Genomic DNA, 20,672 nt, shown 5'->3' on the forward strand with positions numbered 1-20,672 from the left:
TCGTCGTATGCCCACCACCCCTGCGCCCGACCCCGGCGCGCCCGCCCGCGCGCCACGGCGTGACGCTGCCGCGAACCGGGAGGCCCTCCTGGTCGCCGCCGCCGCCGCGCTCAACGAGGACATCGACGCCTCCCTCGAGGCCATCGCCGCCCGTGCGGGGCTCAGCCGCCGCTCGGTCTACGGCCACTTCGCCAACCGCGACGAGTTGCTGATCGACGTCTTCACGCGCGGCGCCGCCCGCCTGGCCGCGCTGCTCGACCCGGTGTCGCATCCCGACGCCCGCGTGGAGATCGCGCTGTTCGGCGCGACGCTCTGGGCCGAGGTGGAGCACATCCGGGTCAGCGCCGCCCTCGCCGTGCGCGGGCCGCACCGGGAGCTGGTCGGCAGCGCGCTCGACCCTGCCCGCGAGCGGCTGCGCGACACCGTGGGTCGCGGGATGGCGGACGGCACCATCCGCACCGACCTGGACCGGGAGACGGTGACGCGGCTCATCGAGCACGCGGCCGTGTCCGTGCTGGACGAGGCGACGCGCTCGAAGCTCTCCGACCGCGATGGGCACCGGCTGGTCATCCTGGCCGCGCTGTCCGCCGCCGGGATGGGGTGGCAGGAGGCCGGCGAGCTGCTGGCGGGGACGCCGGAGCTGGCCTTCGACGCCGTACAGGGAACCTCGCAGGCCACCACGGAAGCGACCACCCGATGAAGCTCACCCTCGACTCCGTCGCCAAGGGCACGCGCGACGCCGCCCTCCCCGCGACCTCCGTCAGCTTCGAGACAGGCCGGTCCACGCTGTCCCGCGCCGAGACCGAGCAGCGGCCGACCGTGCTCGGGCTGATCGCGTCCGGGCGGATGCGGCCCGACTCCGGCACCGTCACGATCGACGGCCGCGCCGATTTCGGTGCCATGCGCCGGCGCATCGCGCTGGTCGACGCTCCCGACGTCTGCGAGCCGGCGCCCGACGTGACCGTGGCCGGGATCGTCGCCGAGGAGCTGATGTTCGCGGGCCTCGCCTCCCACCCGCTCGCCGTGCGCCGCCGCCTCGCCGAGCTGGGCGCCGCCGAGTACGCGCGGTACGCGATCGGGACCGTCCCGCCGACCGTGCGCATCCGACTCCTCACCGAGCTGGCGCTGCTGCGGACGGGCGTGGAGGGCGTCGTGATCGTCTCGCCCGACCGGCACGGCGGCGACCCCGTGGAGTGGTGGCGGTTCGCGCGCGAGCTCGCCGGGCGCGGCATCGCGGTGCTCGTCGTCGCGGGCGACGCCTCCGCGGCGGCCATCGCGGCGTCCGCGCTCGTGTCGCGGCAGTTCACCGGCGACGACACCGACACAACACCTCAGACCTTCGACGAAGACCCGGGCCGGGACGACACCGACGATCTCCCTGACCTGATCGAGACCGAGCCGTCCGTGGAGGGCGCATGAAGATCCGCATCCCCCAGATGATCGCGGCCGAGTTCCGCCGCCTGACCGCCAGCCCGATGTCCATCGTGGCGCTCATCGCGCTGATGTGCGTCCCGGTGCTCTACGGCGGCCTCTACCTCTGGGCCAACCAGAACCCGTACGCGAACCTCGACCGCATCCCCGCGGCGATCGTCGTGGACGACACCGGCACGACCGTCGACGGCAAGACCGTGAACTACGGCAGCCAGGTCGCCGACCAGCTCATCCAGGACGGTTCGTTCCAGTGGCACCGGGTCGCCTCGGGCTCGGCGGCGACGGGTGTGGACGACTCGAAGTACGACTTCAGCATCACCTTCCCGTCCGACTTCTCGACGGCGCTCGCCTCGGCCTCCGGAACGACGCCGCAGCGCGCGATCGTCACGCTGACGACCAACGACACCAACAGCTACCTGGCGTCGACCATCGGAACGCAGGCGGCCGAGAAGATCCGCACCTCCATCGTCAAGCAGGTGAACCAGGAGGCCGCCCAGCGGTTCCTGCTCGGCCTCGCCGACATCCGCACCAGCCTGGTGACGGCCCAGGACGGCGCCGCCCAGCTCGTGAACGGCAGCGCCAGCGCGCAGAGCGGCGCCTCCCAGCTCGCCGACGGGACCGCCCAGCTCGCCGCAGGCGCGCAGACGCTCGCGAGCAAGCTCGGCGACCTCTCCTCCGGCGCGGCGCAGGTGCGCGACGGCGCGGCGCAGGTCAGCGCAGGCGCCGCGCAGGTCTCGGCGGGCAACGACCAGCTCGCGGCGAAGGCGACGCAGGCCGGCCAGGCCGCGGCGCAACTCGCGGTCCAGGCGCCCGCCGCCGGACAGCAGCTCATCGCGCAGCTCCAGGCGGCGCACGTCGACCCGGCCGTGATCGCGCAGGTGGAGGCCGGCCTCAGCGGCATCGACCAGAAGGTCCAGTCCGGCAACACGCAGATCCAGTCGGCCGTCGGCCAGGTGAACCAGCTCGCCGCGGGCTCCGACCAGGTCGCGGCGGGGGCGGCGCAGGTGTCGTCCGGCGCGTCCCAGGTGGCTGACGGGGCGTCCCAGGCGCAGGCCGGCGCCGCCCAGCTCGCCACCGGCGCCTCCGCGGCGGCGACCGGCTCGGCGCAGCTCCGGGACGGGCTCACGACCTTGCACGACGGCGCGACCCGGCTGAACGACGGGCTCACGAAGGGCGTCGCGCAGATCCCGGACAACTCCCCCGCCCTGCAGAAGAAGCAGGCGTCCACGATCGCCGACCCGGTGAACCTGAAGAACGACTCCGTGACCTCGGCCGGCACCTACGGCGCGGGCCTGGCCCCGTTCTTCGTCGCGCTCGCGGGCTGGATCGGCATCTACGCGCTGTTCCTGATCATCAAGCCGGTGTCCCGGCGGGCGATCACCGCCCTCCACTCGCCGGTGAAGATCACGCTCGCGGGCTGGCTCACGCCCGGCCTGCTCGGCGCGGTCCAGATGATCGGGCTGTTCGCGATCGTCGCGGGAGCGCTGGGCTTCGGCATCCACAACCCGCTCGGGATGTTCGGGATGATGGCGCTGGCTTCGGTGACGTTCGCGGCGATCATCCTCTCGCTCAACGTCTGGCTCGGCAGCGTCGGGCAGTTCCTCGGGCTCGTGCTCATGGTGCTGCAGCTCGTCACCGCCGGAGGCACGTTCCCGTGGCAGACACTGCCCGGGCCGCTCGCGGCGCTCCACCACGTACTGCCGATGTCGTATGCCGTGGACGGCATCCGCCAGCTCATGTACGGCGGCAACCCAGCGACGGCGTGGGCGGACGCGGGCGTGCTCGCGGTGTGGATGCTGGTCGCGCTGCTGGTGTCGGCGATCGGGGTGACGCGGATGACGCACTTCCGGACGCTGCGCGACCTGCGGCCGTCGCTGATCGGCTGAGTCGCGTCACGCGGGGGCGTCGGAGCGTCGCGCTAGGGTGGGCGGCGTGACCGACGGACTCCGGATCCTGCACCTGAGCGACACCCACCTGTACGGCGACGGCCGCCTCCAGTACGGGCTGGTCGACACGCTCGCGGCGCTCGACCGGGTGCTCGTGCGCGCCGGCGAACTGGAGGGCGTCGACCTGGTGGTGGCCTCCGGCGACCTGTCCGACGACGGCACCGCCGCGTCGTACCGGCTCCTGCAGGAGCGGTTGGAGCCGTGGGCCGCGGAGCGCGGCGCCGTCGTCGCCTACGCGATGGGCAACCACGACCTCCCCGACGCCTTCGAGGAGGTGCTCGGGCCGCGCGAGACGACGTTGGATGTGCGCGGCTTCCGCGTCGTGACCGTCGACACCACGGTCGCACGCGCGGGCTACGGACTGATCGGCGACGAACGGCTCGCACGGCTGCGGGAGGCGCTGGCCGAGCCGAGCGCACATGGCACGGTCGTGGTGCTGCACCACCCTCCCGTTCCGCCGACGACCGGGCTGTTCGAGACGCTGCGCCTCGTGGACCCGGAACCGCTGCTCGACGTGTGCTCGGCCGGCGACGTGAAGCTGATCCTGGCCGGGCACTACCACCACGCCCTGTTCACCTCGGCGGGCGTCCGCGCCATCCCCGTCGTCGTGGCCCCGGCCGTCGCCAACACGACGGATGTGCTCTGGCCGCCGCCCCGGGAGCGGGCGGAACGCGGCGCCGGGTTCGCGTTGGTCGAGCTGGCGGCTGACGGGCCAGTGCGTGCCCACGTCGTCCGCGCGCCGGCGGCCGACGACGGCGAGACCGTGTACGACCTCGACGCCGACGCGATCGCCCGGATCGCGGCCGACTCCGGCTGGCAGGTCCGCGCGTGAGCGGCGCCGGCTACTCGGGCACGCCGCTCTGGAAGAAGCTCGGGCTCAAGCCGGGGATGCGCGCCCAGCTCCTGCACGCCGACCCGGGCTGGGCGGTGCCCGTGGAGGACGGCCCGGTGGACGTCGAGTGGCTCGGGCCCTCCTCGACCGAGCCGGCCGGGCTCATCGTCGCGTTCTATCGGGAGGCGGCCGACTACGTCGCCGAGCTCGACACGCTGGCGCCGCGCATCCACCCGTCCGGGATGATCTGGGCGGCCTGGCCGCGCAAGGCCGCCGGCCACGTCAGCGACATCGACGAGAACCTCATCCGCGACACCGCGCTCGCCCGCGGCCTCGTGGACGTCAAAGTCGCCGCGATCTCCCAGGACTGGTCGGCTCTCAAACTCGTCCACCGCCGCGCCAACCGCTGACCCCACGCAATCTCTCCCGGAGTTGTGTACGCCCCGGCTCGGCGTGTTGCGTGCATAACTCCGGAATTGATGGCTGGTTAGGCGAAGGGGACGTGCTGGAGGACCCAGGCGTGCATGGCGACGGCGGCGGCGGCAGAGGCGTTGATGGAGCGCGTGGAGCCGAATTGGGAGATCTCGACGACGACGTCGGCGGCCTCCAGGGCGGCGTCGGACAGGCCGGGGCCCTCCTGACCGAACAGCAGCACGCACTCGCGCGGCATCCGGTACGTCTCGATCAGCACAGAGCCCGGCACATTGTCGATCGCCACGATCGGGAGGCCGGCCTCCCGCGCCCAGGCGACGAACGCCGCCACGTCGTCATGATGGACGACGTGCTGATAGCGGTCGGTGACCATCGCGCCGCGCTTGTTCCAGCGCCGCCGGCCGATGATGTGCACGGTGTCGGCCGCGAACGCGTTGGCACTGCGCACGATCGAGCCGATGTTCATGTCGTGCTGCCAGTTCTCGATCGCGACGTGGAACGGGTGCCGGTGCTCGTCCAGGTCGGCGACCACGGCCTCCATCCGCCAGTAGCGGTAGCGGTCGATCACGTTGCGGGTGTCGCCGTTCCTCAGCAGCTCGGGGTCGTACCGGTCGTCGTCCGGCCACTCGCCCGGCCACGGGCCGACGCCGTGCGTGGTCAGCTCGGCGGAGGGCGGCAGGTCGCCGGGACGCTCGCTCGGCTCGGGGTTCTGACTCACCGACTCAGCGTAGCCGGACCCGTCGCGCGGCATCCCGACAGCGGACGGAAACCCTGCCGCAACCCCCGGGCAATATGCTGGTGGGGCACTTCATCATCGGAAGGGGTCCTGCGTGGCGCGACGCGACGAGATCGAATGCTGGCTGACCGACATGGACGGCGTCCTCGTCCACGAGAACTCCGCGCTCCCTGGAGCGTCCGCGCTGATCCAGCAGTGGCGCGACCAGGGCACGCCCTTCCTGGTGCTCACCAACAACTCGATCTACACCCCGCGCGACCTCGCGGCCCGGCTGCGCGCCTCCGGCCTCGACGTGCCGGAGGAGTCGATCTGGACCTCCGCGCTGGCGACAGCCGACTTCCTCAAGTCGCAGAAGCCGGGAGGCAGCGCCTACGTCATCGGCGAGGCCGGGCTGACGACCGCCCTGCACGAGGCGGGCTTCATCATGACCGACACGAACCCGGACTACGTGGTCGTCGGCGAGACCCGCAGCTACTCGTTCGACGCGATCACGAAGGCCGTCCGCCTGATCGGCGCCGGGGCACGCTTCATCGCGACGAACCCGGACGCCACCGGCCCGAGCGCCGAAGGCCCGCTGCCGGCGACGGGCGCGGTCACGGCGATGATCACCAAGGCGACCGGCGGCATGGAGCCGTACGTGGTGGGCAAGCCCAACCCGATGATGTTCCGCTCGGCACTCAACCGCATCGGCGCGCACTCCGAGAACACGGCGATGATCGGCGACCGGATGGACACGGACGTCGTCGCGGGCATCGAGGCCGGCCTCCACACGATCCTGGTGCTGACCGGGATCAGCGACCAGGCGGAGATCGACCGCTACCCGTTCCGCCCGGACGAGATCCTGTCCGGGGTGAAGGAGCTGGTCGAGGCGGCGCCGGTCGAGACCGACCTCTGAGTCCACCCCGCTGAGGCGGTCAGCCGGTCGGACCCGGCCCCGCCACCGAGGACGTCATCGGCTGGCCGCTGGAGCGGTTCGCGAAGCAGTAGTAGGACCGCTGCCCGCTCGTCCACTGCGCCTCCGTCGCCGGGAACGCGCCCTGGACCTGGAGATCGGGGTACGCGGCGGCGGCGCTCAGGTCGATCACGCCTGAAGCCGTGCACAGCGTGTTGATCTGCTGCGCGAGCGCGTCGACGCCCGGGTAGGGGGCGGCAGGGTCGGCGGAGACGAGGTTCGTGTAGACGAGCTGACCGGTGTGCCCGGCGGTGCAATCCACGACGGTGAAGGTCTCCGCCCACGGGCTCGTGTACGGCTGGACGCACTCGCCACCGCCGAGCGTGTTCCACGCGTGGGTGCCCGGCCCGACCGCCGCAGCGGGCTTCGGGCTGACCGTGGGCGTCGGCGTGGGCGTCGGCGTCGGGGTCCTCGACGGGGTCGCGGACGTAGAGGCCTTCGGTGCGGCGGCGGACGCGCCGAACAGCGACGGGAGGCGCGTGCCGAGCGCGAACAGGCCGACCAGGACGAGCAGCACCGCGAAGATGCCGAGGATGAGGAAGAGGCGCCGGTTGGTGAGGGGTTGTCCGGAGGCCGGCGGGGCAGGGGGTGCCGGCGTGGTGGAGGTGGGGGGTGCGGGGGTGGTGGAGGTGCCGGGGGAGATCCAGGGTGGCGCAGCGCCGGCTGCCGCCGGAGCGGCGCCGGCGGGGGCGGCGCCGGCGTGGGCGGCGCCAGCGGGGGCTGCACCAGCGGCAGCGGCTGCGGCACCAGTGGCGGCGGAAGCGGGGCCTGGGGACGTCTGCTCAGCGGCGCTGGGTGGCGGCGTCGTGTCGCGGGCTGCCGCAGCGGCGTCGAACGCGACGGTCGGCGTGTCAAGGGCGTCGAGGGCCGCTGTCGGCGTCAGGAGGGCGTCGAATCCGCCCGTCCCGGAGCCGACCTGCGGACCCTCCAGCCCGGCCGACGGCTCGTCGAACGCGAACCCTGCGGAGTCCTCGGCGGGGGTGGCGTGAGGGGCCGTGGCTTCGTGCCGCGGAAGAGCGTCGGGCTCCGGCTGAGCGTCCTGCTCCTGTTCGGCCGCGAGCTCGGGGAAGAGGATCGCATCGATCCCCAGGGCGGCCGCGGGGAGCAGCGCGTCGGCGCCCGGCGTCGGCGCCTGGTCGGCCGGCTGCGAGGGCTCGCCGGAGGGGGCGGGCGCGCCGTGCCCGACCGGCTCGGCGGATGAGGGCTCGACGCGCCCGGTGGGCTCGCCGAAGGGCGCCTGATCGACTGGCGTCGGCAGATCCTGGCCGGCGACTTCGGCGGCCGGGCGCTGCGCGTGGTCGCCCTCCTCGTCGTGGGCGTCGTCGGACTCCTCGCCGATGCCGAAGTCACCGAAGAGCGCGGCGATGCCGTCCTGCTCCTCGTCGTCCGGCTCGTGGGCGGCTTCGGACGCGGGAAGGTCGGCCGCACCCTCCCGTGTCGAGTCGGAAAGCGGCGCGAAGACATCCGGTCCGGCAGCGGAGGCCGCGGCGAGCGCCTCCGCGTCGAACGGACTGGTCGCGGGAGACGGCGGCGCGCCGAGGACTGCCTCGGTCTGGGCGGCCCCGTCGAACGCGACGGGCGCGACGCCCGGTTCGCTGAGGGGAAGTGAAGTCGGAGCGGCATCGTGACCGTCGCCGGCGCCTCCGGCCGCCGACCAGGCGCGCGCTTGCGCCTCCGCCTCGGCCCGCGCTGCCGCGGCCTGCTCCTCAGCACGGGCGCGCTCGTAGGCCTCTGCCTGTGCCTGGGCGTCGGCTCTCGCCTGCGCCTCCGCTTGCGCCTGCGCGTCGGCCTGTGCCTGAGCGTCGGCTCTCGCCTGCGCCTCCGCTTGCGCCTGGGCGTCGGCCTGTGCTTGCGCGTCGGCTCTGGCCTGCTCCTCTGCCTGGGCCTGGGCCTGAGCCTGAGCCTCGGCTATCGCCTGCGCCTGGGCCTTGGCTTCGGCCATGGCCTGGGCCTCGGCTATCGCCTGCGCCTGGGCGTCGGCTTCGGCCTGCTCCTTCGCCTGCGCGCCCTCGTCGGCGTCAGCCTGCGCCTGGGCGTCGGCTTCGGCCTGGAGTGCGTCCTTGCGGGTCAGCGGGGCAGCCTGGATCGGGATGATGCCCGTGGTGTCCCCGAGCAGCGGACGCGGCGCGGGACGCTCCTCCTCGAACATCCCGAGCAGCGCCGCCAACCCGTGGCCCTCGACGGGGCCGGTCGGGGTGGCGTCAGCTGCTGTGGGCTCGGTGGTGGCGGGTTCGGCGGCGGTCGGCTCGAACGCTGCAGGCTGGGACACTGCAGGTTGGGACACTGCGGGCTCGGCCACTGCGGGCTCAGACACTGCGGGTCCGGGGGCCACAACCTCAGAGGCCGCGGACTCCGGCGCTGTGGGCTCGTGGGCGGGGAAGCCGGGCACGGCCTGATCCGCCGTGGTCGGTTCCAGAACCTCATCGGGACCGGAGAAGCGGTCGCCGACCTCCGGAGGCTGCGGCATGCGCAGCGCGGCCACGAAGCCGCTCGGCTCGAACGGCTGGGTCGGCGGCGCGGCGGCGGGTGGGGCCGGCTCGGTCGGCGTGGCGGGCGACTCCGACAGCGGGGCCGACGGCTCCTGCGGCGTCAGCGCGGCGGGCGACTCCGACAGCACATCGGACGCCTCCTGCGGCGTCAGCGCGGCGCGAGAATCCCGCACCGGGGCTGGCTGCTCCTCGAACGTCGGCGCAGGCGTGGCGCTCGGCTCCGACACCGGGGCAGGCGACTGCTCGGGGATCAGCGAGGGCGCGGCGCTCGGCTCCGACATCGAGCCCGGCACGGGTAGAGCAGCGGTCGGCTCGGCCCCGGACTCCGGGGCGACGGGAAGTACCGCCGTCGGCTGCGAGGGCGTCGGCTCGACGAAGTTGGAGCGGCGGACGGGAGGAACGTCGTCCTCGGCGTCCGGGGGCTCGGCCTCGGCGAACAGGGATGGCGCTTCGGGCTCCGGGTTCTCGCGGGACGTCAGGTTCCAGGTGAAGCCGGGGGCGGTCGGGGCGATGGGCGTTGCGTCCGGCAGGGCGGCGGCGCTCTCGTCGGCCGCGGGCTCGGGAGCGTCCGGGTCGCGGAGGAGATCCTCGAACGCGGACGAAGGCGCGGGAGTCGGAGGGACGGGAGCGGCAGGCTCGGCCGGAGCCACGGGCCCGTCGGGGGTCGGATTCGGCGTGGCGAAAGGCCAGACCGGCGCGGAATCGGCCGGCTCGGTCGGAGCATCATCGGCAGGCGCGGCAGGCTCCACCGGCGACTCGGGCGAAGCAGTCGCGGCAACCTCCACCGGCGAAGCGGGGACCGCCGGCGCAGCATCCGTGGACGAAGCCGGCTCCTCCGGCTCAGACCGCGCAGCCCCGCGCGACGAGCGCGACCCACGCGCCGCACCCGGCGCCGGCGGCCGCGTCAACGGGCGCCCGCCGCTGAGCTGGGCGAGGAACCACTCCGAGCTCCCCACCTCCGGCTCCGTCGGCTGCTCCGATCCCGTCGGCTGCTCCGGCTCCTCCCCCGCCGGGGGTTCGCGGTGTTCCGCCACTACGCCAGCCCCAGATCCTCGAGGCCGATGGCGGCGAAGTACGGGTAGCCGGCCGACTCGATGACCTCGCGCGCGCCCGTGTTGCGGTCGACGACCACGGCGACGCCGGCGATCTCGGCGCCGACCTTCTTCAGGGCCTCGATGGCCTTCAGCGGGGAGCCTCCGGTGGTGGACGTGTCCTCCAGGACGATCACGCGCTTGCCCTCGAGGTCCGGGCCCTCGACCTGCTTGCCGCGGCCGTGGTCCTTCGGCTCCTTGCGGACGACGAACGCGTCGTAGGCGAGCCCGCGGGCCGCGCCCTGGTGCAGGATCGCGGCGGCGACCGGGTCGGCGCCCATCGTCATCCCGCCGACGGCGACCACGTCGGGAACCTCCGCGATCAGGTCGATCATGACCTGGCCGATCAGCGGCGCGACCCGATGGTCGAGGCTCACCTTGCGCAGGTCCACGTAGTAGGTGGCCTTCTTTCCGCTGGTGAGCGTGAAGTCACCGTGGAAGACCGCCTCGGCGGAGATGTGGTCGATGAGCTGCTGTCGTGCGTCCGTCACGTCTGACATTCTACGGTTAACCGGTACCCGGCAACGGGGTCGGCGGTCCCCGATACGATCGGGGCATGCGTGTCGCCACCTGGAATGTGAACTCCATCCGCACCAGAGTCGCCCGGGTGGTGGACTGGATGGTCCGGGAGGACGTCGACGTCCTGGCCATGCAGGAGATCAAATGCAAGCCGGAGCAGTTCCCCTACGAGGCGTTCGAGGCGGCCGGTTACGAGGTCGTCCTGCACGGCCTCAACCAGTGGAACGGCGTCGCGATCGCCGCCCGGCTGCCGATCGAGGACGTCGAGATCGGGTTCCCCGACATGCCCGGGTTCCTGAAGGACCACGATGGCCCCGACCTCCCGAAGGAGGCCCGCGCGATCGGCGCGACGGTCGACGGGGTGCGGCTGTGGAGCCTGTACGTCCCGAACGGCCGCTCGCTCGACGACCCGCACTACGTCTACAAGCTGGACTGGCTGGCCGCCCTCGCCGCGGACACGCAGCGCTGGCTGACCGAGAACCCAGGCCAGCAGCTCGCGCTGATGGGCGACTGGAACGTCGCGCCGCTCGACTCCGACGTCGGAGACCCGACCCTGGTTCCCGGCGCCTCCACGCACATCTCGCCGCCCGAGCGCACGGCGTTCGCCGCGTTCGAGAAGGCCGGACTGACCGACGTCGTGCGGCCGATCGTGCCCGACGGCTACACGTACTGGGACTACAAGCAGCTCCGTTTCCCGCGCAACGAGGGGCTGCGGATCGACTTCATCCTCGGCTCGCCGGCGTTCGCCGACCGGGTGACGGACGCGAGCATCCACCGCAACGAGCGCAAGGGCGACGCGCCCAGCGACCACGTCCCTGTGCTGGTCGACCTGGCGGAGGCCGCGACGGACGAGGACGACGACGACCGGCCGATGATCTGGTGAGCCCGACCCGCTGATTGCGTCGCCCGCTGATTGCGCCGCGTGCCGCTACGCGGTATCCCGGACTCATGCGCACTGCGCCGCGCCCCCAGGCCATCGCCCTCCTCATCGCCTTCGGCGTGCAGTTCGCGCTGGGGATGCTGCTCAACCTGTTCGTGGAGCTCCCGAAGACACACCCCGGCAGCACCGGCGCCGAATACTTCTCGCGGTCGTTCACGAGCCTCGGCTGGGCTCTCAGCGGCGGCGCGGGCCCGGCGCTCCTCCTCCACGCGTGGCTCGCCCTCCTGCTCGCGCTCGGGACGCTGGCGCTGTTCGTCCGCTGCCTGGCCGGACGGGTGCGCGGCTGGCGCTGGCTCACCGGCATCGCGGCCCTCTTCACGGTGGGCGCGTTCTTCAACGGGATGAGCTTCGTGGACTACGGGGAGGACTTCAGCTCGGCGATCATGGCGGGGTGTTGGCTGATCGCGGTGACGTTGCTGGTGACGGCGGTGGCGCGGCGGGGAGAGGAGGTTGCGGTCAGCGCGTGAGGGTGAGGGACGGCTCTGTCGCAACGCAGCGGGGGCCGCCTGGGCCTAAAAGAGGGTGACCTTCACGATCGTTACCGGGCCGCCGCTGATCGCAACGGGACCGGGGGTCTTGGGTCCCGTGATCGTGGCGCTGCCGGACTTCCATTGCAGTTGTCCGATGCGATTTCCGTTGGTGTAGGTGCTGACCCCGCCGACGCTGACAGCCATACTGCCCGTGCCCTGATACCCGCGGTACGGATTCGAGTACAAGCACAGGGAGGTCGTTGTGCAGCCCGGGCCGATGATAGTGACGCCTCGGCCCTGGAGGTTGGGGCGCGTGCCCACGACGGCGCCCGTCTCCGCATCCACGACGGTAACGGTGTCGAAGCTGGGCGCGAATCCAGGGAACGACGGCAGGTCCCGATCCTGCGGCAGCTCATGAATGCCGGCCTCGTTCGCGCTTGCAGCCGGTGCGGCGACGAGCAGGCCGCCTAGAGCGAGTGCAGCGGCTCCTGCCGCAGCGATAAAAGTGCGCTTCGTCTTCATCAGATGCTCCTTCGCTGGGTTGAATTTTCAATGTCAGACGACAATTTCACACACACGCGATCCGTGCAACCCCCGGGCAACTTTTTTTCGTTACGCCGCATTGCGCCCCCGCGAGCGCCCGCTGGGCCGCTGTCGATAGCGTCGAAGGACCATGCCTTCCGCCTCCCCCGCGTCCGCGTTCTCCGTCGACTTCGTCGGGGTCGGGCGGGCGTTCGCGGGGCCTCGGCGGAGCGGGGTCGCGCCCGTCGCGCGGCCCGTGCTGCGGGATGTCTCGCTGAACGTCGCGGCCAGGGAGGTCGTCGCGATCCTGGGCGCCAGTGGCTGCGGCAAGTCGACGCTCCTGCGGATCGCAGGCGGGCTCGACGCGCCCACGGCCGGGGCGGCGCGGATCGACGGGTCGCCCGTCGCCGGGATCGACGGGCGGTGCGCCGTCGGGTTCCAAGAGCCGCGACTGTTGCCGTGGCGGTCGCTCGCCGACAACGTCGCCCTCGGGCTGCCGCGCGGGCTCGACCGGGCCGAGGGGCGCGAGCGGGTCGGGAGGCTGCTCGAGCTCGTGGGGCTGGAGACGTCCGCCTCGCTGCGGCCGCGGGAGGTGTCCGGGGGGATGGCGCAGCGCGCCTCCCTCGCGCGCGCTCTCGCCCGCAACCCCGGAGTCCTGCTGCTGGACGAGCCGTTCGGGGCGCTCGACGCGCTCACGCGGCTGCGGATGCAGGACCTGCTCCTCGACGTCCACGCCGCGAATCCCGCCACGATCCTCCTCGTCACGCACGACGTCGACGAGGCGCTTCAGCTCGCCGACCGCGTCATCCTGCTGGGCCGCGAGGACGGCCGTGACGGCGCGACCATCCGTCGCGTCGTCACGGTCCCCGGCTCACGGCCGCGGGACCGGGGCTCCGCGGCGCTCGCCGAGCTCCGGGCCGAGCTGCTCGACGGGCTCGGGATCGACCGGCACGGGAGGGCGCTCGACGACCAACTGTCCTCCACAATCCCGGTCTTCCCCTACTGATTCTACAGATTCACCGGATCGAGCCCGGCCCGTCCGCGCATCCGGGAGGCTCGAACCACAGCACGAGCCACCACGCATCACCGGACACGAGAGGCACCCCGCATGCACCGCAGACCCACGATCGTCACCGCCGTCACCGCCCTCGCGGCCGCGGCAGCCCTCCTGCTCTCCGGGTGCGTCGCCGGGGAGGGCGCGGCCTCCGGCTCAACCGCCGGGGTCACGAAGGGCGGGACGCTCACCATCGACTTCGCGACCTACAACCCGCTCAGCCTGGTCATCAAGAAGGAGGGCTGGCTCGAGAAGGCGCTCAAGAAGCAGGACATCACGGTCGACTGGGTGCAGTCGGCCGGGTCCAACAAGGCCAACGAGGCGCTCCGCTCCGGCGCGATCGACGTCGGGTCCACGGCGGGCTCGGCCGCGCTGCTCGCGCGCGCCAACGGGTCCGCGATCAAGGCGATCGACATCTTCTCGCAGCCCGAGTGGTCGGCGCTCGTGGTCGGCCCGAACTCGCCGATCGCCTCGGTGAAGGAGCTCAAGGGCAAGCAGATCGCGGCGACCAAGGGCACCGACCCGTACTTCTTCCTGCTGCAGGCGCTGGAGGCCAACGGGCTGTCCGCGAGCGACGTCACGATCCAGAACCTCCAGCACGCCGACGGCTGGACGGCGCTGCAGAACGGCTCGGTGCAGGCGTGGAGCGGGCTCGACCCGATCATGGCGAACGCCCAGAAGTCCGGGGCGAAACTGCTTTACCGGAACGTGAAGTTCAACACGTACGGGTTTCTCAACGCGACGGAGTCCTTCCTCACCACGAAGCCGGACGTCGCGCAGACGGTGGTGAACACGTACGAGTACGCGCGCGACTGGGCGCTGACGCACCCGGACCAGACGGCGAAGATCCTCGCGGACGTCGCCGGCATCGACCCGGCGGTGGCGACCACGGTCATCACCGAGCGCACCAACCTCGGCGTCTCGAACATCCCCGGCCCGGCGCAGCTCGCTGTGCTCAAGAAGGTCGGCCCGATCTTCGTGGAGTCCGGCGACGTGCGCACGCAGGCCGACATCGACAAGGCGCTCAATAGCCTCCTCGACCCGACCTTCGCGAAGAAGGCCGACCCGAGCGCGATCGGGGGCTGAGCGCGGGATGAGCTACCAGAACGCGCCGGACGGCGACGGGCCGCTGATCGTGGTCGGCGGACCGCGTGGCGGCGGCACCTCCGTCGCACGCGAGACTCCGCGCGAGGCCCCGCCGCGGGAGGCCGCGCCGCGGGAGGGCTCCCCGCGCACGCCGTTCCTCTCGCGCCGCTCGGTGCGGGTGGTCGGCGGCGCGCTGATCCCGGTCGTGCTGCTCCTCGTCTGGCAACTCGCCTCGACGTCGGGCGCGTTCTCCTCCTCCCAGCTCCCCACGCCCGCGATGGTCGTGCAGGCCGGCGTAGACCTCGCGCAGCGCGGCCTGCTCGGCCTCTACATCGCGATCTCGACGCAGCGGGTCCTCATCGGCTTCGCGTTCGGTGCTGCCCTCGGGCTGCTGTTCGGCGCGATCGTCGGGCTGTCGCGTCTCGGCGACGTCCTGTTCAGCCCGACGCTCGGTGCGATCCGGGCGGTGCCGTCGCTCGCGTGGGTGCCGCTGCTGATCCTGTGGTTCAGGATCGGCGAGGACTCCAAGATCATCCTGATCGCGATCGGCGCGTTCTTCCCGGTCTACACGACCGTCGCCGCCGCCCTCCGGCACGTCGACCGGCAGCTCGTGGAGGCCGGGCGAGCGTTCGGGCTCGGCGGGGTGCGGCTGTTCACGACCGTGCAGCTGCCGTCCGTGCTGCCGTCGGTCGTGTCCGGACTGCGGCTCGCGCTCGCCCAGGCGTGGCTGTTCCTCGTCGCCGCCGAGTTGATCGCCTCCTCGATGGGGCTCGGCTTCCTGCTTAGCGACTCGCAGAACAACGGCCGCACCGACCGGCTCTTCCTCGCGATCATCCTGCTCGCGATCCTCGGCAAGCTGACCGACTCGCTGGTCGGGCTGTTCGAGCGGTGGGCGAACCGTCGCTGGGCCTGACACCCCGGCTGAAGCCGACACCCCGCTGGGCCTGCCCCTTCCCACCATCCCGGGTGACTGTCGAGCCCCTCGCCTGTTGCGGGGACCCCGCCTAGCGTCGTCGCCGAATCCGCACGCATCGAGGAAAGGAATCGGCCCATGACCGCAGTGACCGAGAGCATCGACGTGAACGTCCCCGTCACCACCGCCTACAACCAGTGGACCCAGTTCGAGAGCTTCCCGCAGTTCCTCGACCAGGTGGAGGACATCCGTCAGGTCGACGCCACCACGAACCACTGGCGCGTGAAGATCGGCGGCGCGACCCGGGAGTTCGACACCGTCATCACCGAGCAGCACCCGGACGAGCGGGTGGCGTGGAAGAGCGTGGCCGGCGACGTCGTCCACGCGGGCGTCGTCACGTTCCACCACCTCTCCGCGGACAGCACGCGCGTCACGGTGCAGTTCGACTGGCAGCCCGGCGACGCGCTGGAGAAGCTGGGCGCAGCGCTCGGCGTCGACGACCACGCCGTCAAGAAGGACCTGCGCAACTTCAAGGAGTTCATCGAGGCGCAGCCCGCGGAGACGGGCGCCTGGCGCGACGACGTCGACCGTGGAGGCCTCGTCTGACACCCGAACGGCTCTGCTAGGTTCTCGCCCAGGAATGTCATATCTCACGGTGAGGGATCGCCGGGAGACCGGGAACGAGAGAACGGGCCGTCACCATGAAGCCTGGGGAGCAGCCGCCGGATCGGAGATTCGCGCGGCTGCTCCTCGACTACGACGACACGCGCCGCCGGTTCAGCGAGACGACGGTCCCGCTGCTCTGCACGACCACGGAGTCGCAGACCTTCCGCACCGCGGTGAGCGGCGCGATCGTCGGCGGCATCGTGCTCAACGCCATCAGCGGCTCACGGCACACGGTCGAGCAGCCCGACCAGCACGGCGCGAGCGAGACCGGCGCCAACACGATGATCCACATCCAGCTCACCGGGGAGAGCACGCTGGAGCAGGACGGCCGTGCCGCCACGGTGCGGGCCGGAGACATCACCGCGTACACCGCCGCGCGCCCCTTCCTGCTCGACCACGGCGGGGAGAGCCTCATCGTGCGCATCCCGCACCGCGCGCTGCCGGTGCCCGCGAGCACCGTGGACGATGTGGTGGCGGTGCGGTTCGAGCGGGAGCGTCCGCTCGTCGGCATCGTCCATCCGCTCGGCGTGCAGCTCGGCCGCACCGCCCACCGGCTCGAGGGCGGCGCAGGCCGGCGCCTGGTCGAGAGCGCGGTCGGGATGCTCGGCGCCGTCGTGGTGGAGACGCTGCAGGATCGGGAGAGCGGCGCGAGCGCGTCCCAGCTCGACCAGGTCATCGAGTACATCGAGGTGAACCTCTCCCGACCCGACCTCTCGGTGGCGGAGATCGCGCGCGCCAACTTCATGTCCGTGCGCAAGCTCCACGCGCTCTTCGGGGCGCACGACAGCACCGTCGCTGCCTGGGTGCGGTTGCGCCGCCTGGAGCGCTGCCGGCGCGACCTGGCCGACTCGGAGTTCGCCGCCCTCCGCATCGGCGAGGTCGCTGCGCGCTGGGGGTTCAAGGACGCGGCCCACTTCAGCCGTCTCTTCACCGGCCGGTACGCGATGTCGCCGCGCGAGTTCCGGGCCTCCGTCGCGGGCGTCGCGGCGCGCGGACGAGTGGCGGGACCGCGTGCGGACCCGCCACTCGTCGCAGTGCCGCTCTAGCGGCTACGTCCGGCTCGACCGGCGCTTCAGCGCCTGCCCGAGCGCGAGGCAGCCGCTCGTCACCAGCAGCACGACGGCGAGCGCCGCCGGCTTCCACGCGTTGGCGAGCGCGTCGCCGGTCATCGCGAGAGACCCGGCCGGGGCGACGTTCGAGCTCGCCGGGGTCACACCCTCCTCGCCGACCGTCCCGGGGTCGAGCGGCGGGACCACGATGTCGGTGTCGTCGTCCGTGCAGACCGCCCCGGTCACCGGGTCGTCCTCGCAGACGCCGTCCGAGGTGATGGACGCGGTGTTCACGATCGACGTGCCCTGCTCGACGTCGGCGCGGACGTTCGCCGAGACGACGATCTCCCGCCGCTCCCCGACGGCCAGCTCGCCGAGCTCCCACACGAGGGTCGAACCGGACGACGCCGCGCTGGGCGCGACCGAGGACTCCACGAAGTCCAGGTGCTCGGGGAGCGTGTCTGCCACGACCACGTCCGGTGCGGGGATGTCCCCGACGTTGGCCGCGACGAGCACGTAGTCGAGACGCTCGCCCGCGGTGACGACCGTCCGGCCGTCGTCCTTGGCGATCGACACCGCGGGCAGTGTCATCGGGTCCTGCGGCGGCGGCCCGACCGGCCCGGGGTCCTCGGCGAACGGGACCTCGAAGGCGCTCGCGAACAGGTTGGAGAGCACCGTCTTGATCTGGTCGTTCGCCGCACGGACCCCGCTGCCCAGCGGCGAACCGCCGCCCAGGGCGTGCGTGAACGTCTTGCGGAAGCCGAGCGTCACCGGCTGATCGAGCGGCTTCTTCTTCGTGACGTGGATGCTGCCGTCCGCCGAGGTCGTCGCCCCGAGGTAGTCGTCGTACCCGGGTGTGGAGGCGGCGGGGTCGACCTCCAGGGTGAAACCGCGAAGGGCGTCGGCGTCGGTGAGGGTGACCCGGTCGGCGAACGTGATGGGATCGGACGCGAAGTCCGGGGTCGCCTCGAAGCGCGCGAGCAGCGCGTCGAGCTCGGCGTGGAGCGCCGGCAGGTCGACGGGCTCGACCGACACCGTGACCCCGCCGGGCCCCGTGGTCCGCCGGTCGACGGAGAAGTCGCCGCGCTCCAGGAACGGCAGAGGCTCGAGGAGGTTGTCCCTGGCGAACAGGTACCAGGCCTCGACCTGCGCCGCGAGCATGATCTCCGACGCCTCGCCGGTCCCGAACGTGAGCGGCCGGCTGCCGTCGGTGGCGATCGTGAGGCCGCGCTCCTGCGCCAACTGGAGGCCCGCGTTGAGGACCCGCGAGATGCGGACCGCGGTCTCCGGCGGAACCACCGTCGCGAGGTCGAAGTACTCGGACCCGTCCGGCACCTGGTAGTCGACGTGCAGGATGTCGACGCAGACGAGGATGCTGTCCGGTCGATACCTCCCGGTCGCCGGGTCCACTCCGAGGAAGTAGTACGGGATGCCCCAGACGGGCTGGCCGCCGGACAGCCTCAGCTTCGGGGTGTGCATGCCCTCGTGCGCCTTCTCGATCCGGTCGACGTCGAGGTCGACGCGGCGGTAGGTCGCCCCGAGGAGGGTGTCGGTGGCCTCCCAGCGGAGGCCGGAGAAGTCGCGTGGGGCGGCCTCCGCGCGGGGTGCCGACGCGGTGAGCGCGCCGAGTCCGACGCCGAGCGCGACGACGAACGCCAGGGCCGACCCGATCCGTGTACCGATCCGTTTCATGATGTTGCCTTTCGAACGAACGGGCCCCGTTTCGGCCCGCGCATCCAGGCTCGGCGACAGGAGCGGCCCGGCGGCGTACGGCTGCACGGATATCCAGGTCCGGTCGCGAGACCGGCACGGATCGTCAGGTCAGCGGCCGGTGAACTCGTCCATCGAGCTGTAGACGCCGAACAGGCGCCCGACGGCGTCCCAGGCGCGGGTGGGGAGGACGCCCTTCAGCGTCTTCGCGAGCCCCACCGACCACGGCAGCAGCAGCACCGGCTTGCCCGCGAGCATCGCCCGCCAGACCCGGTCGACCACGTACTCCGGGGTGAGGATGGGGGTGAGCAGCGGCCCGCGAGCGCCCTCGAACATCCCGGTGTCGATGTAGCTCGGCGCGACGGTCGTCACCTTGACGTGGCCGTAGCCCTCCTGCTCCAGCTCGAGGCGGAGGCTGTCGCTCCAGTTGATGACGGCGGACTTGCTCGCCGCGTAGACGCTCATGCGCGGGTTGGCCAGCGTGCCGGCCGCGGAGGCGATGTTGACGATGCGCGCCTCGCGGGCGCTCGCGATCATCCCGGGCAGGAACTCCCGCGTCGTGTACATCGGCGCCAGCGCGTTGACCTGCATGGTCGCGCGGGTGTCGTCGCCGTTGTCGTGCTCCCAGAAGAACTTGCCGCGGACGATGCCGGCGTTGTTGACGAGCACGTCGATGCCGTCGAGCTCCTTGCGCACCGACTGCGCGGCCTGGGCGATGCCGCCCAGCTCCCGGAGGTCGACGACGTACGGGTGAATGCTCGTCCCGGAGGCCGTGCCTCCGGCGCCTGAGCTCGGCGAACCGGCGGGCGCGCCCCAGGCCGTGACGGTGCGGCCCGCGAGCACCTCGGCGCGCAGGCGGTCGGTGAGCCGGGTGAGGCCGGCCTCGTCGCGATCCCAGAGCACGACGTCGCGGGCGCCCTCCCGGACAGCGCGCTCCGCGTACAGGAGGCCCATCCCGGAGGCCGCTCCGGTGATCAGGACGCGTGCGCCTCGAACCGTTCTCGCCATTGGTCCATCATCTCAGGCCCCCTCAACTCCGGCGAGGCGCGGCCCGATACGCGGCCCTGGTCGCGGCGTCGAGGTGCTCGGTCGCGTACGCGAGCATCGTACGCGGCATCCGGCCGGCGTGCTCGTCGAGGAAGCCGGTGAGCAGCGTGCGGTCGACCCGCTTGCCGGTCTCGCGCAGCATCCAGCCGACTGCCTTGTGCATGAGGTCCTCCGGGTCGTCCAGCAGGCGTGCCGCGAGCTCCAGCGTCGTAGAGGCGTCGCCCGCCTTGAGGAACGCGAAGGTGGAGAGCACGGCCACCCGGCGCTCCCACAGCACGGGGCTGGCGGCGAGTTCGTCCAGCAGCCCGCGCGGGCGGTCGAGGAGGAACTCGCCGAGCACGTACTCGGCGGAGGCGTCCACGAGGTCCCAGTTGTTCACGCGACCGTCGCGCACGGCCCGGAGGTAGAAGGCGGCCAGCCGCTCGCGCTCGGCGTCGTCGCGGGTACGGGCGCCGCTCGCCCGGGCGAAGGCGGCGTTGAGAACGATGAGCCCGGCCAGCCGGTGCTCATGGACGGGGCTGTCCAGCAGCGCGCGGACCTCCGGGAGCGGCAGGCCGGCGAAGCGCTTCGCGACCGCGCGGGTCTGCGGCACGCGCACGCCGAGGAAGACGTCGCCCTCCCCGTACTCGCCGGGGCCGGTCTTGAAGAAGCGCTGCAGGAAGACGGCGTCGGCCGGGTCGGCCACCGCGGCCAATGCCGCCATGACGGCGCCGGCGGTCTGCTCCGTGGTCACGAGAGCACTCTAAGCGCTTGGGATGACGGGACGACGGGGATGGTTCGGTTCGCG

Annotated in this window: 20 protein-coding genes; 13 read left to right on the forward strand and 7 right to left on the reverse strand. The window is 72.3% G+C overall.

All coding sequences use genetic code 11. The features are described from left to right. Positions 1–7: 7 nt before the first annotated feature. The 5 genes from ACFRFH_RS04105 to ACFRFH_RS04125 are packed head-to-tail and all read left to right on the forward strand — an operon-like array spanning position 8 to position 4,619. On the forward strand, positions 8–700 hold the full coding sequence (locus ACFRFH_RS04105) for a TetR/AcrR family transcriptional regulator (RefSeq protein ID WP_382461733.1): 693 nt from the start codon (positions 8–10) through the stop codon (positions 698–700). Next, positions 697–1,419, forward strand: coding sequence for a hypothetical protein (locus ACFRFH_RS04110; protein ID WP_382461734.1), 723 nt, complete (start codon positions 697–699; stop codon positions 1,417–1,419). The genes ACFRFH_RS04105 and ACFRFH_RS04110 overlap by 4 nt, the downstream gene beginning before the upstream one ends. Before the next feature lie 2 nt (positions 1,420–1,421). Continuing rightward, positions 1,422–3,317, forward strand: a complete 1,896-nt coding sequence (locus ACFRFH_RS04115) for a YhgE/Pip family protein (RefSeq protein WP_382462728.1) — start codon at positions 1,422–1,424, stop codon at positions 3,315–3,317. Positions 3,318–3,363: 46 nt separating this feature from the next. Continuing rightward, positions 3,364–4,209 carry a metallophosphoesterase gene (locus tag ACFRFH_RS04120; RefSeq protein WP_382461735.1) on the forward strand — a complete coding sequence of 282 codons (846 nt, stop codon included), beginning with the start codon at positions 3,364–3,366 and terminating at the stop codon, positions 4,207–4,209. Then, entirely contained in the window at positions 4,206–4,619 is a 414-nt protein-coding gene (locus tag ACFRFH_RS04125; RefSeq protein WP_382461736.1) for a DUF3052 family protein, read from the forward strand. Before ACFRFH_RS04120 ends, ACFRFH_RS04125 begins: the two co-directional genes overlap by 4 nt. Before the next feature lie 77 nt (positions 4,620–4,696). Here ACFRFH_RS04125 and ACFRFH_RS04130 read toward each other — a convergent pair whose 3' ends face one another. Further along, the gene (locus ACFRFH_RS04130; RefSeq protein WP_382461737.1) at positions 4,697–5,392 is read right to left on the reverse strand and encodes a TrmH family RNA methyltransferase; all 696 of its coding nucleotides are present in this window, start codon (positions 5,390–5,392) and stop codon (positions 4,697–4,699) included. Positions 5,393–5,471: 79 nt separating this feature from the next. Between ACFRFH_RS04130 and ACFRFH_RS04135 the strand changes: the two genes are divergently transcribed. Then, positions 5,472–6,272, forward strand: coding sequence for an HAD-IIA family hydrolase (locus ACFRFH_RS04135; protein ID WP_382461738.1), 801 nt, complete (start codon positions 5,472–5,474; stop codon positions 6,270–6,272). Between the two features lie 19 nt (positions 6,273–6,291). On the opposite strand, the gene ACFRFH_RS04140 is transcribed toward ACFRFH_RS04135, so the two are convergent. After that, a complete protein-coding gene (locus ACFRFH_RS04140) occupies positions 6,292–9,852 on the reverse strand; it encodes a hypothetical protein (RefSeq protein ID WP_382461739.1) in 3,561 nt (1,186 codons plus the stop codon). Next, positions 9,852–10,409, reverse strand: a complete 558-nt coding sequence (pyrE, locus tag ACFRFH_RS04145) for an orotate phosphoribosyltransferase (RefSeq protein WP_382461740.1) — start codon at positions 10,407–10,409, stop codon at positions 9,852–9,854. The genes ACFRFH_RS04140 and pyrE overlap by 1 nt, the downstream gene beginning before the upstream one ends. A 56-nt stretch (positions 10,410–10,465) precedes the next feature. Between pyrE and ACFRFH_RS04150 the strand changes: the two genes are divergently transcribed. Further along, the gene (locus tag ACFRFH_RS04150; RefSeq protein ID WP_382461741.1) at positions 10,466–11,311 is read left to right on the forward strand and encodes an exodeoxyribonuclease III; all 846 of its coding nucleotides are present in this window, start codon (positions 10,466–10,468) and stop codon (positions 11,309–11,311) included. A 65-nt stretch (positions 11,312–11,376) separates the two neighbouring features. Next, entirely contained in the window at positions 11,377–11,835 is a 459-nt protein-coding gene (locus tag ACFRFH_RS04155) for a hypothetical protein (protein WP_382461742.1), read from the forward strand. Positions 11,836–11,880: 45 nt separating this feature from the next. Here the strand turns inward: ACFRFH_RS04155 and ACFRFH_RS04160 are convergent, their stop codons facing one another. Next, positions 11,881–12,360: a hypothetical protein gene (locus ACFRFH_RS04160; RefSeq protein WP_382461743.1), complete on the reverse strand. Its 480-nt coding sequence runs from the start codon at positions 12,358–12,360 to the stop codon at positions 11,881–11,883. A 151-nt stretch (positions 12,361–12,511) separates the two neighbouring features. On the opposite strand from ACFRFH_RS04160, the gene ACFRFH_RS04165 reads away from it, so the two are divergent. From ACFRFH_RS04165 to ACFRFH_RS04185, 5 genes are all read left to right on the forward strand, one after another. After that, positions 12,512–13,366 (forward strand): ABC transporter ATP-binding protein, encoded by an 855-nt coding sequence (locus ACFRFH_RS04165; protein WP_382461744.1) that lies wholly within the window; start codon positions 12,512–12,514, stop codon positions 13,364–13,366. 102 nt (positions 13,367–13,468) lie between these two features. Then, positions 13,469–14,500 carry an aliphatic sulfonate ABC transporter substrate-binding protein gene (locus ACFRFH_RS04170; RefSeq protein ID WP_382461745.1) on the forward strand — a complete coding sequence of 344 codons (1,032 nt, stop codon included), beginning with the start codon at positions 13,469–13,471 and terminating at the stop codon, positions 14,498–14,500. Positions 14,501–14,507: 7 nt separating this feature from the next. Next, entirely contained in the window at positions 14,508–15,413 is a 906-nt protein-coding gene (locus tag ACFRFH_RS04175) for an ABC transporter permease (RefSeq protein ID WP_382461746.1), read from the forward strand. A 138-nt stretch (positions 15,414–15,551) separates the two neighbouring features. Next, positions 15,552–16,019 (forward strand): SRPBCC family protein, encoded by a 468-nt coding sequence (locus ACFRFH_RS04180; protein ID WP_382461747.1) that lies wholly within the window; start codon positions 15,552–15,554, stop codon positions 16,017–16,019. A gap of 95 nt (positions 16,020–16,114) precedes the next feature. Continuing rightward, on the forward strand, positions 16,115–17,125 hold the full coding sequence (locus ACFRFH_RS04185) for a helix-turn-helix domain-containing protein (RefSeq protein WP_382461748.1): 1,011 nt from the start codon (positions 16,115–16,117) through the stop codon (positions 17,123–17,125). Positions 17,126–17,128: 3 nt separating this feature from the next. Here ACFRFH_RS04185 and ACFRFH_RS04190 read toward each other — a convergent pair whose 3' ends face one another. The 3 genes from ACFRFH_RS04190 to ACFRFH_RS04200 form a co-directional block, all read right to left on the reverse strand. After that, a complete protein-coding gene (locus ACFRFH_RS04190; RefSeq protein ID WP_382461749.1) occupies positions 17,129–18,820 on the reverse strand; it encodes a DUF11 domain-containing protein in 1,692 nt (563 codons plus the stop codon). A 129-nt stretch (positions 18,821–18,949) separates the two neighbouring features. Next, entirely contained in the window at positions 18,950–19,846 is an 897-nt protein-coding gene (locus ACFRFH_RS04195; protein WP_382461750.1) for an SDR family NAD(P)-dependent oxidoreductase, read from the reverse strand. A 22-nt stretch (positions 19,847–19,868) separates the two neighbouring features. Continuing rightward, on the reverse strand, positions 19,869–20,618 hold the full coding sequence (locus ACFRFH_RS04200) for a DNA alkylation repair protein (RefSeq protein WP_382461751.1): 750 nt from the start codon (positions 20,616–20,618) through the stop codon (positions 19,869–19,871). Between the last annotated feature and the right edge of the window lie 54 nt (positions 20,619–20,672).

It is taken from the genome of Leifsonia sp. NPDC056824, from assembly GCF_042789575.1.
GTDB lineage: Bacteria > Actinomycetota > Actinomycetes > Actinomycetales > Microbacteriaceae > Leifsonia.

Bases quoted from the DNA above. Each gene is read 5' to 3' on its own strand.
- ACFRFH_RS04105 (WP_382461733.1), top strand. From the start codon at position 8: ATGCCCACCACCCCTGCGCCCGACCCCGGCGCGCCCGCCCGCGCGCCA.
- ACFRFH_RS04110 (WP_382461734.1), top strand. From the start codon at position 697: ATGAAGCTCACCCTCGACTCCGTCGCCAAGGGCACGCGCGACGCCGCC.
- ACFRFH_RS04130 (WP_382461737.1), bottom strand. From the start codon at position 5,392: ATGCCGCGCGACGGGTCCGGCTACGCTGAGTCGGTGAGTCAGAACCCC.
- pyrE (WP_382461740.1), bottom strand. From the start codon at position 10,409: ATGTCAGACGTGACGGACGCACGACAGCAGCTCATCGACCACATCTCC.
- ACFRFH_RS04150 (WP_382461741.1), top strand. From the start codon at position 10,466: ATGCGTGTCGCCACCTGGAATGTGAACTCCATCCGCACCAGAGTCGCC.
- ACFRFH_RS04155 (WP_382461742.1), top strand. From the start codon at position 11,377: ATGCGCACTGCGCCGCGCCCCCAGGCCATCGCCCTCCTCATCGCCTTC.
- ACFRFH_RS04160 (WP_382461743.1), bottom strand. From the start codon at position 12,360: ATGAAGACGAAGCGCACTTTTATCGCTGCGGCAGGAGCCGCTGCACTC.
- ACFRFH_RS04165 (WP_382461744.1), top strand. From the start codon at position 12,512: ATGCCTTCCGCCTCCCCCGCGTCCGCGTTCTCCGTCGACTTCGTCGGG.
- ACFRFH_RS04170 (WP_382461745.1), top strand. From the start codon at position 13,469: ATGCACCGCAGACCCACGATCGTCACCGCCGTCACCGCCCTCGCGGCC.
- ACFRFH_RS04175 (WP_382461746.1), top strand. From the start codon at position 14,508: ATGAGCTACCAGAACGCGCCGGACGGCGACGGGCCGCTGATCGTGGTC.
- ACFRFH_RS04180 (WP_382461747.1), top strand. From the start codon at position 15,552: ATGACCGCAGTGACCGAGAGCATCGACGTGAACGTCCCCGTCACCACC.
- ACFRFH_RS04185 (WP_382461748.1), top strand. From the start codon at position 16,115: ATGAAGCCTGGGGAGCAGCCGCCGGATCGGAGATTCGCGCGGCTGCTC.
- ACFRFH_RS04190 (WP_382461749.1), bottom strand. From the start codon at position 18,820: ATGAAACGGATCGGTACACGGATCGGGTCGGCCCTGGCGTTCGTCGTC.
- ACFRFH_RS04195 (WP_382461750.1), bottom strand. From the start codon at position 19,846: ATGGCGAGAACGGTTCGAGGCGCACGCGTCCTGATCACCGGAGCGGCC.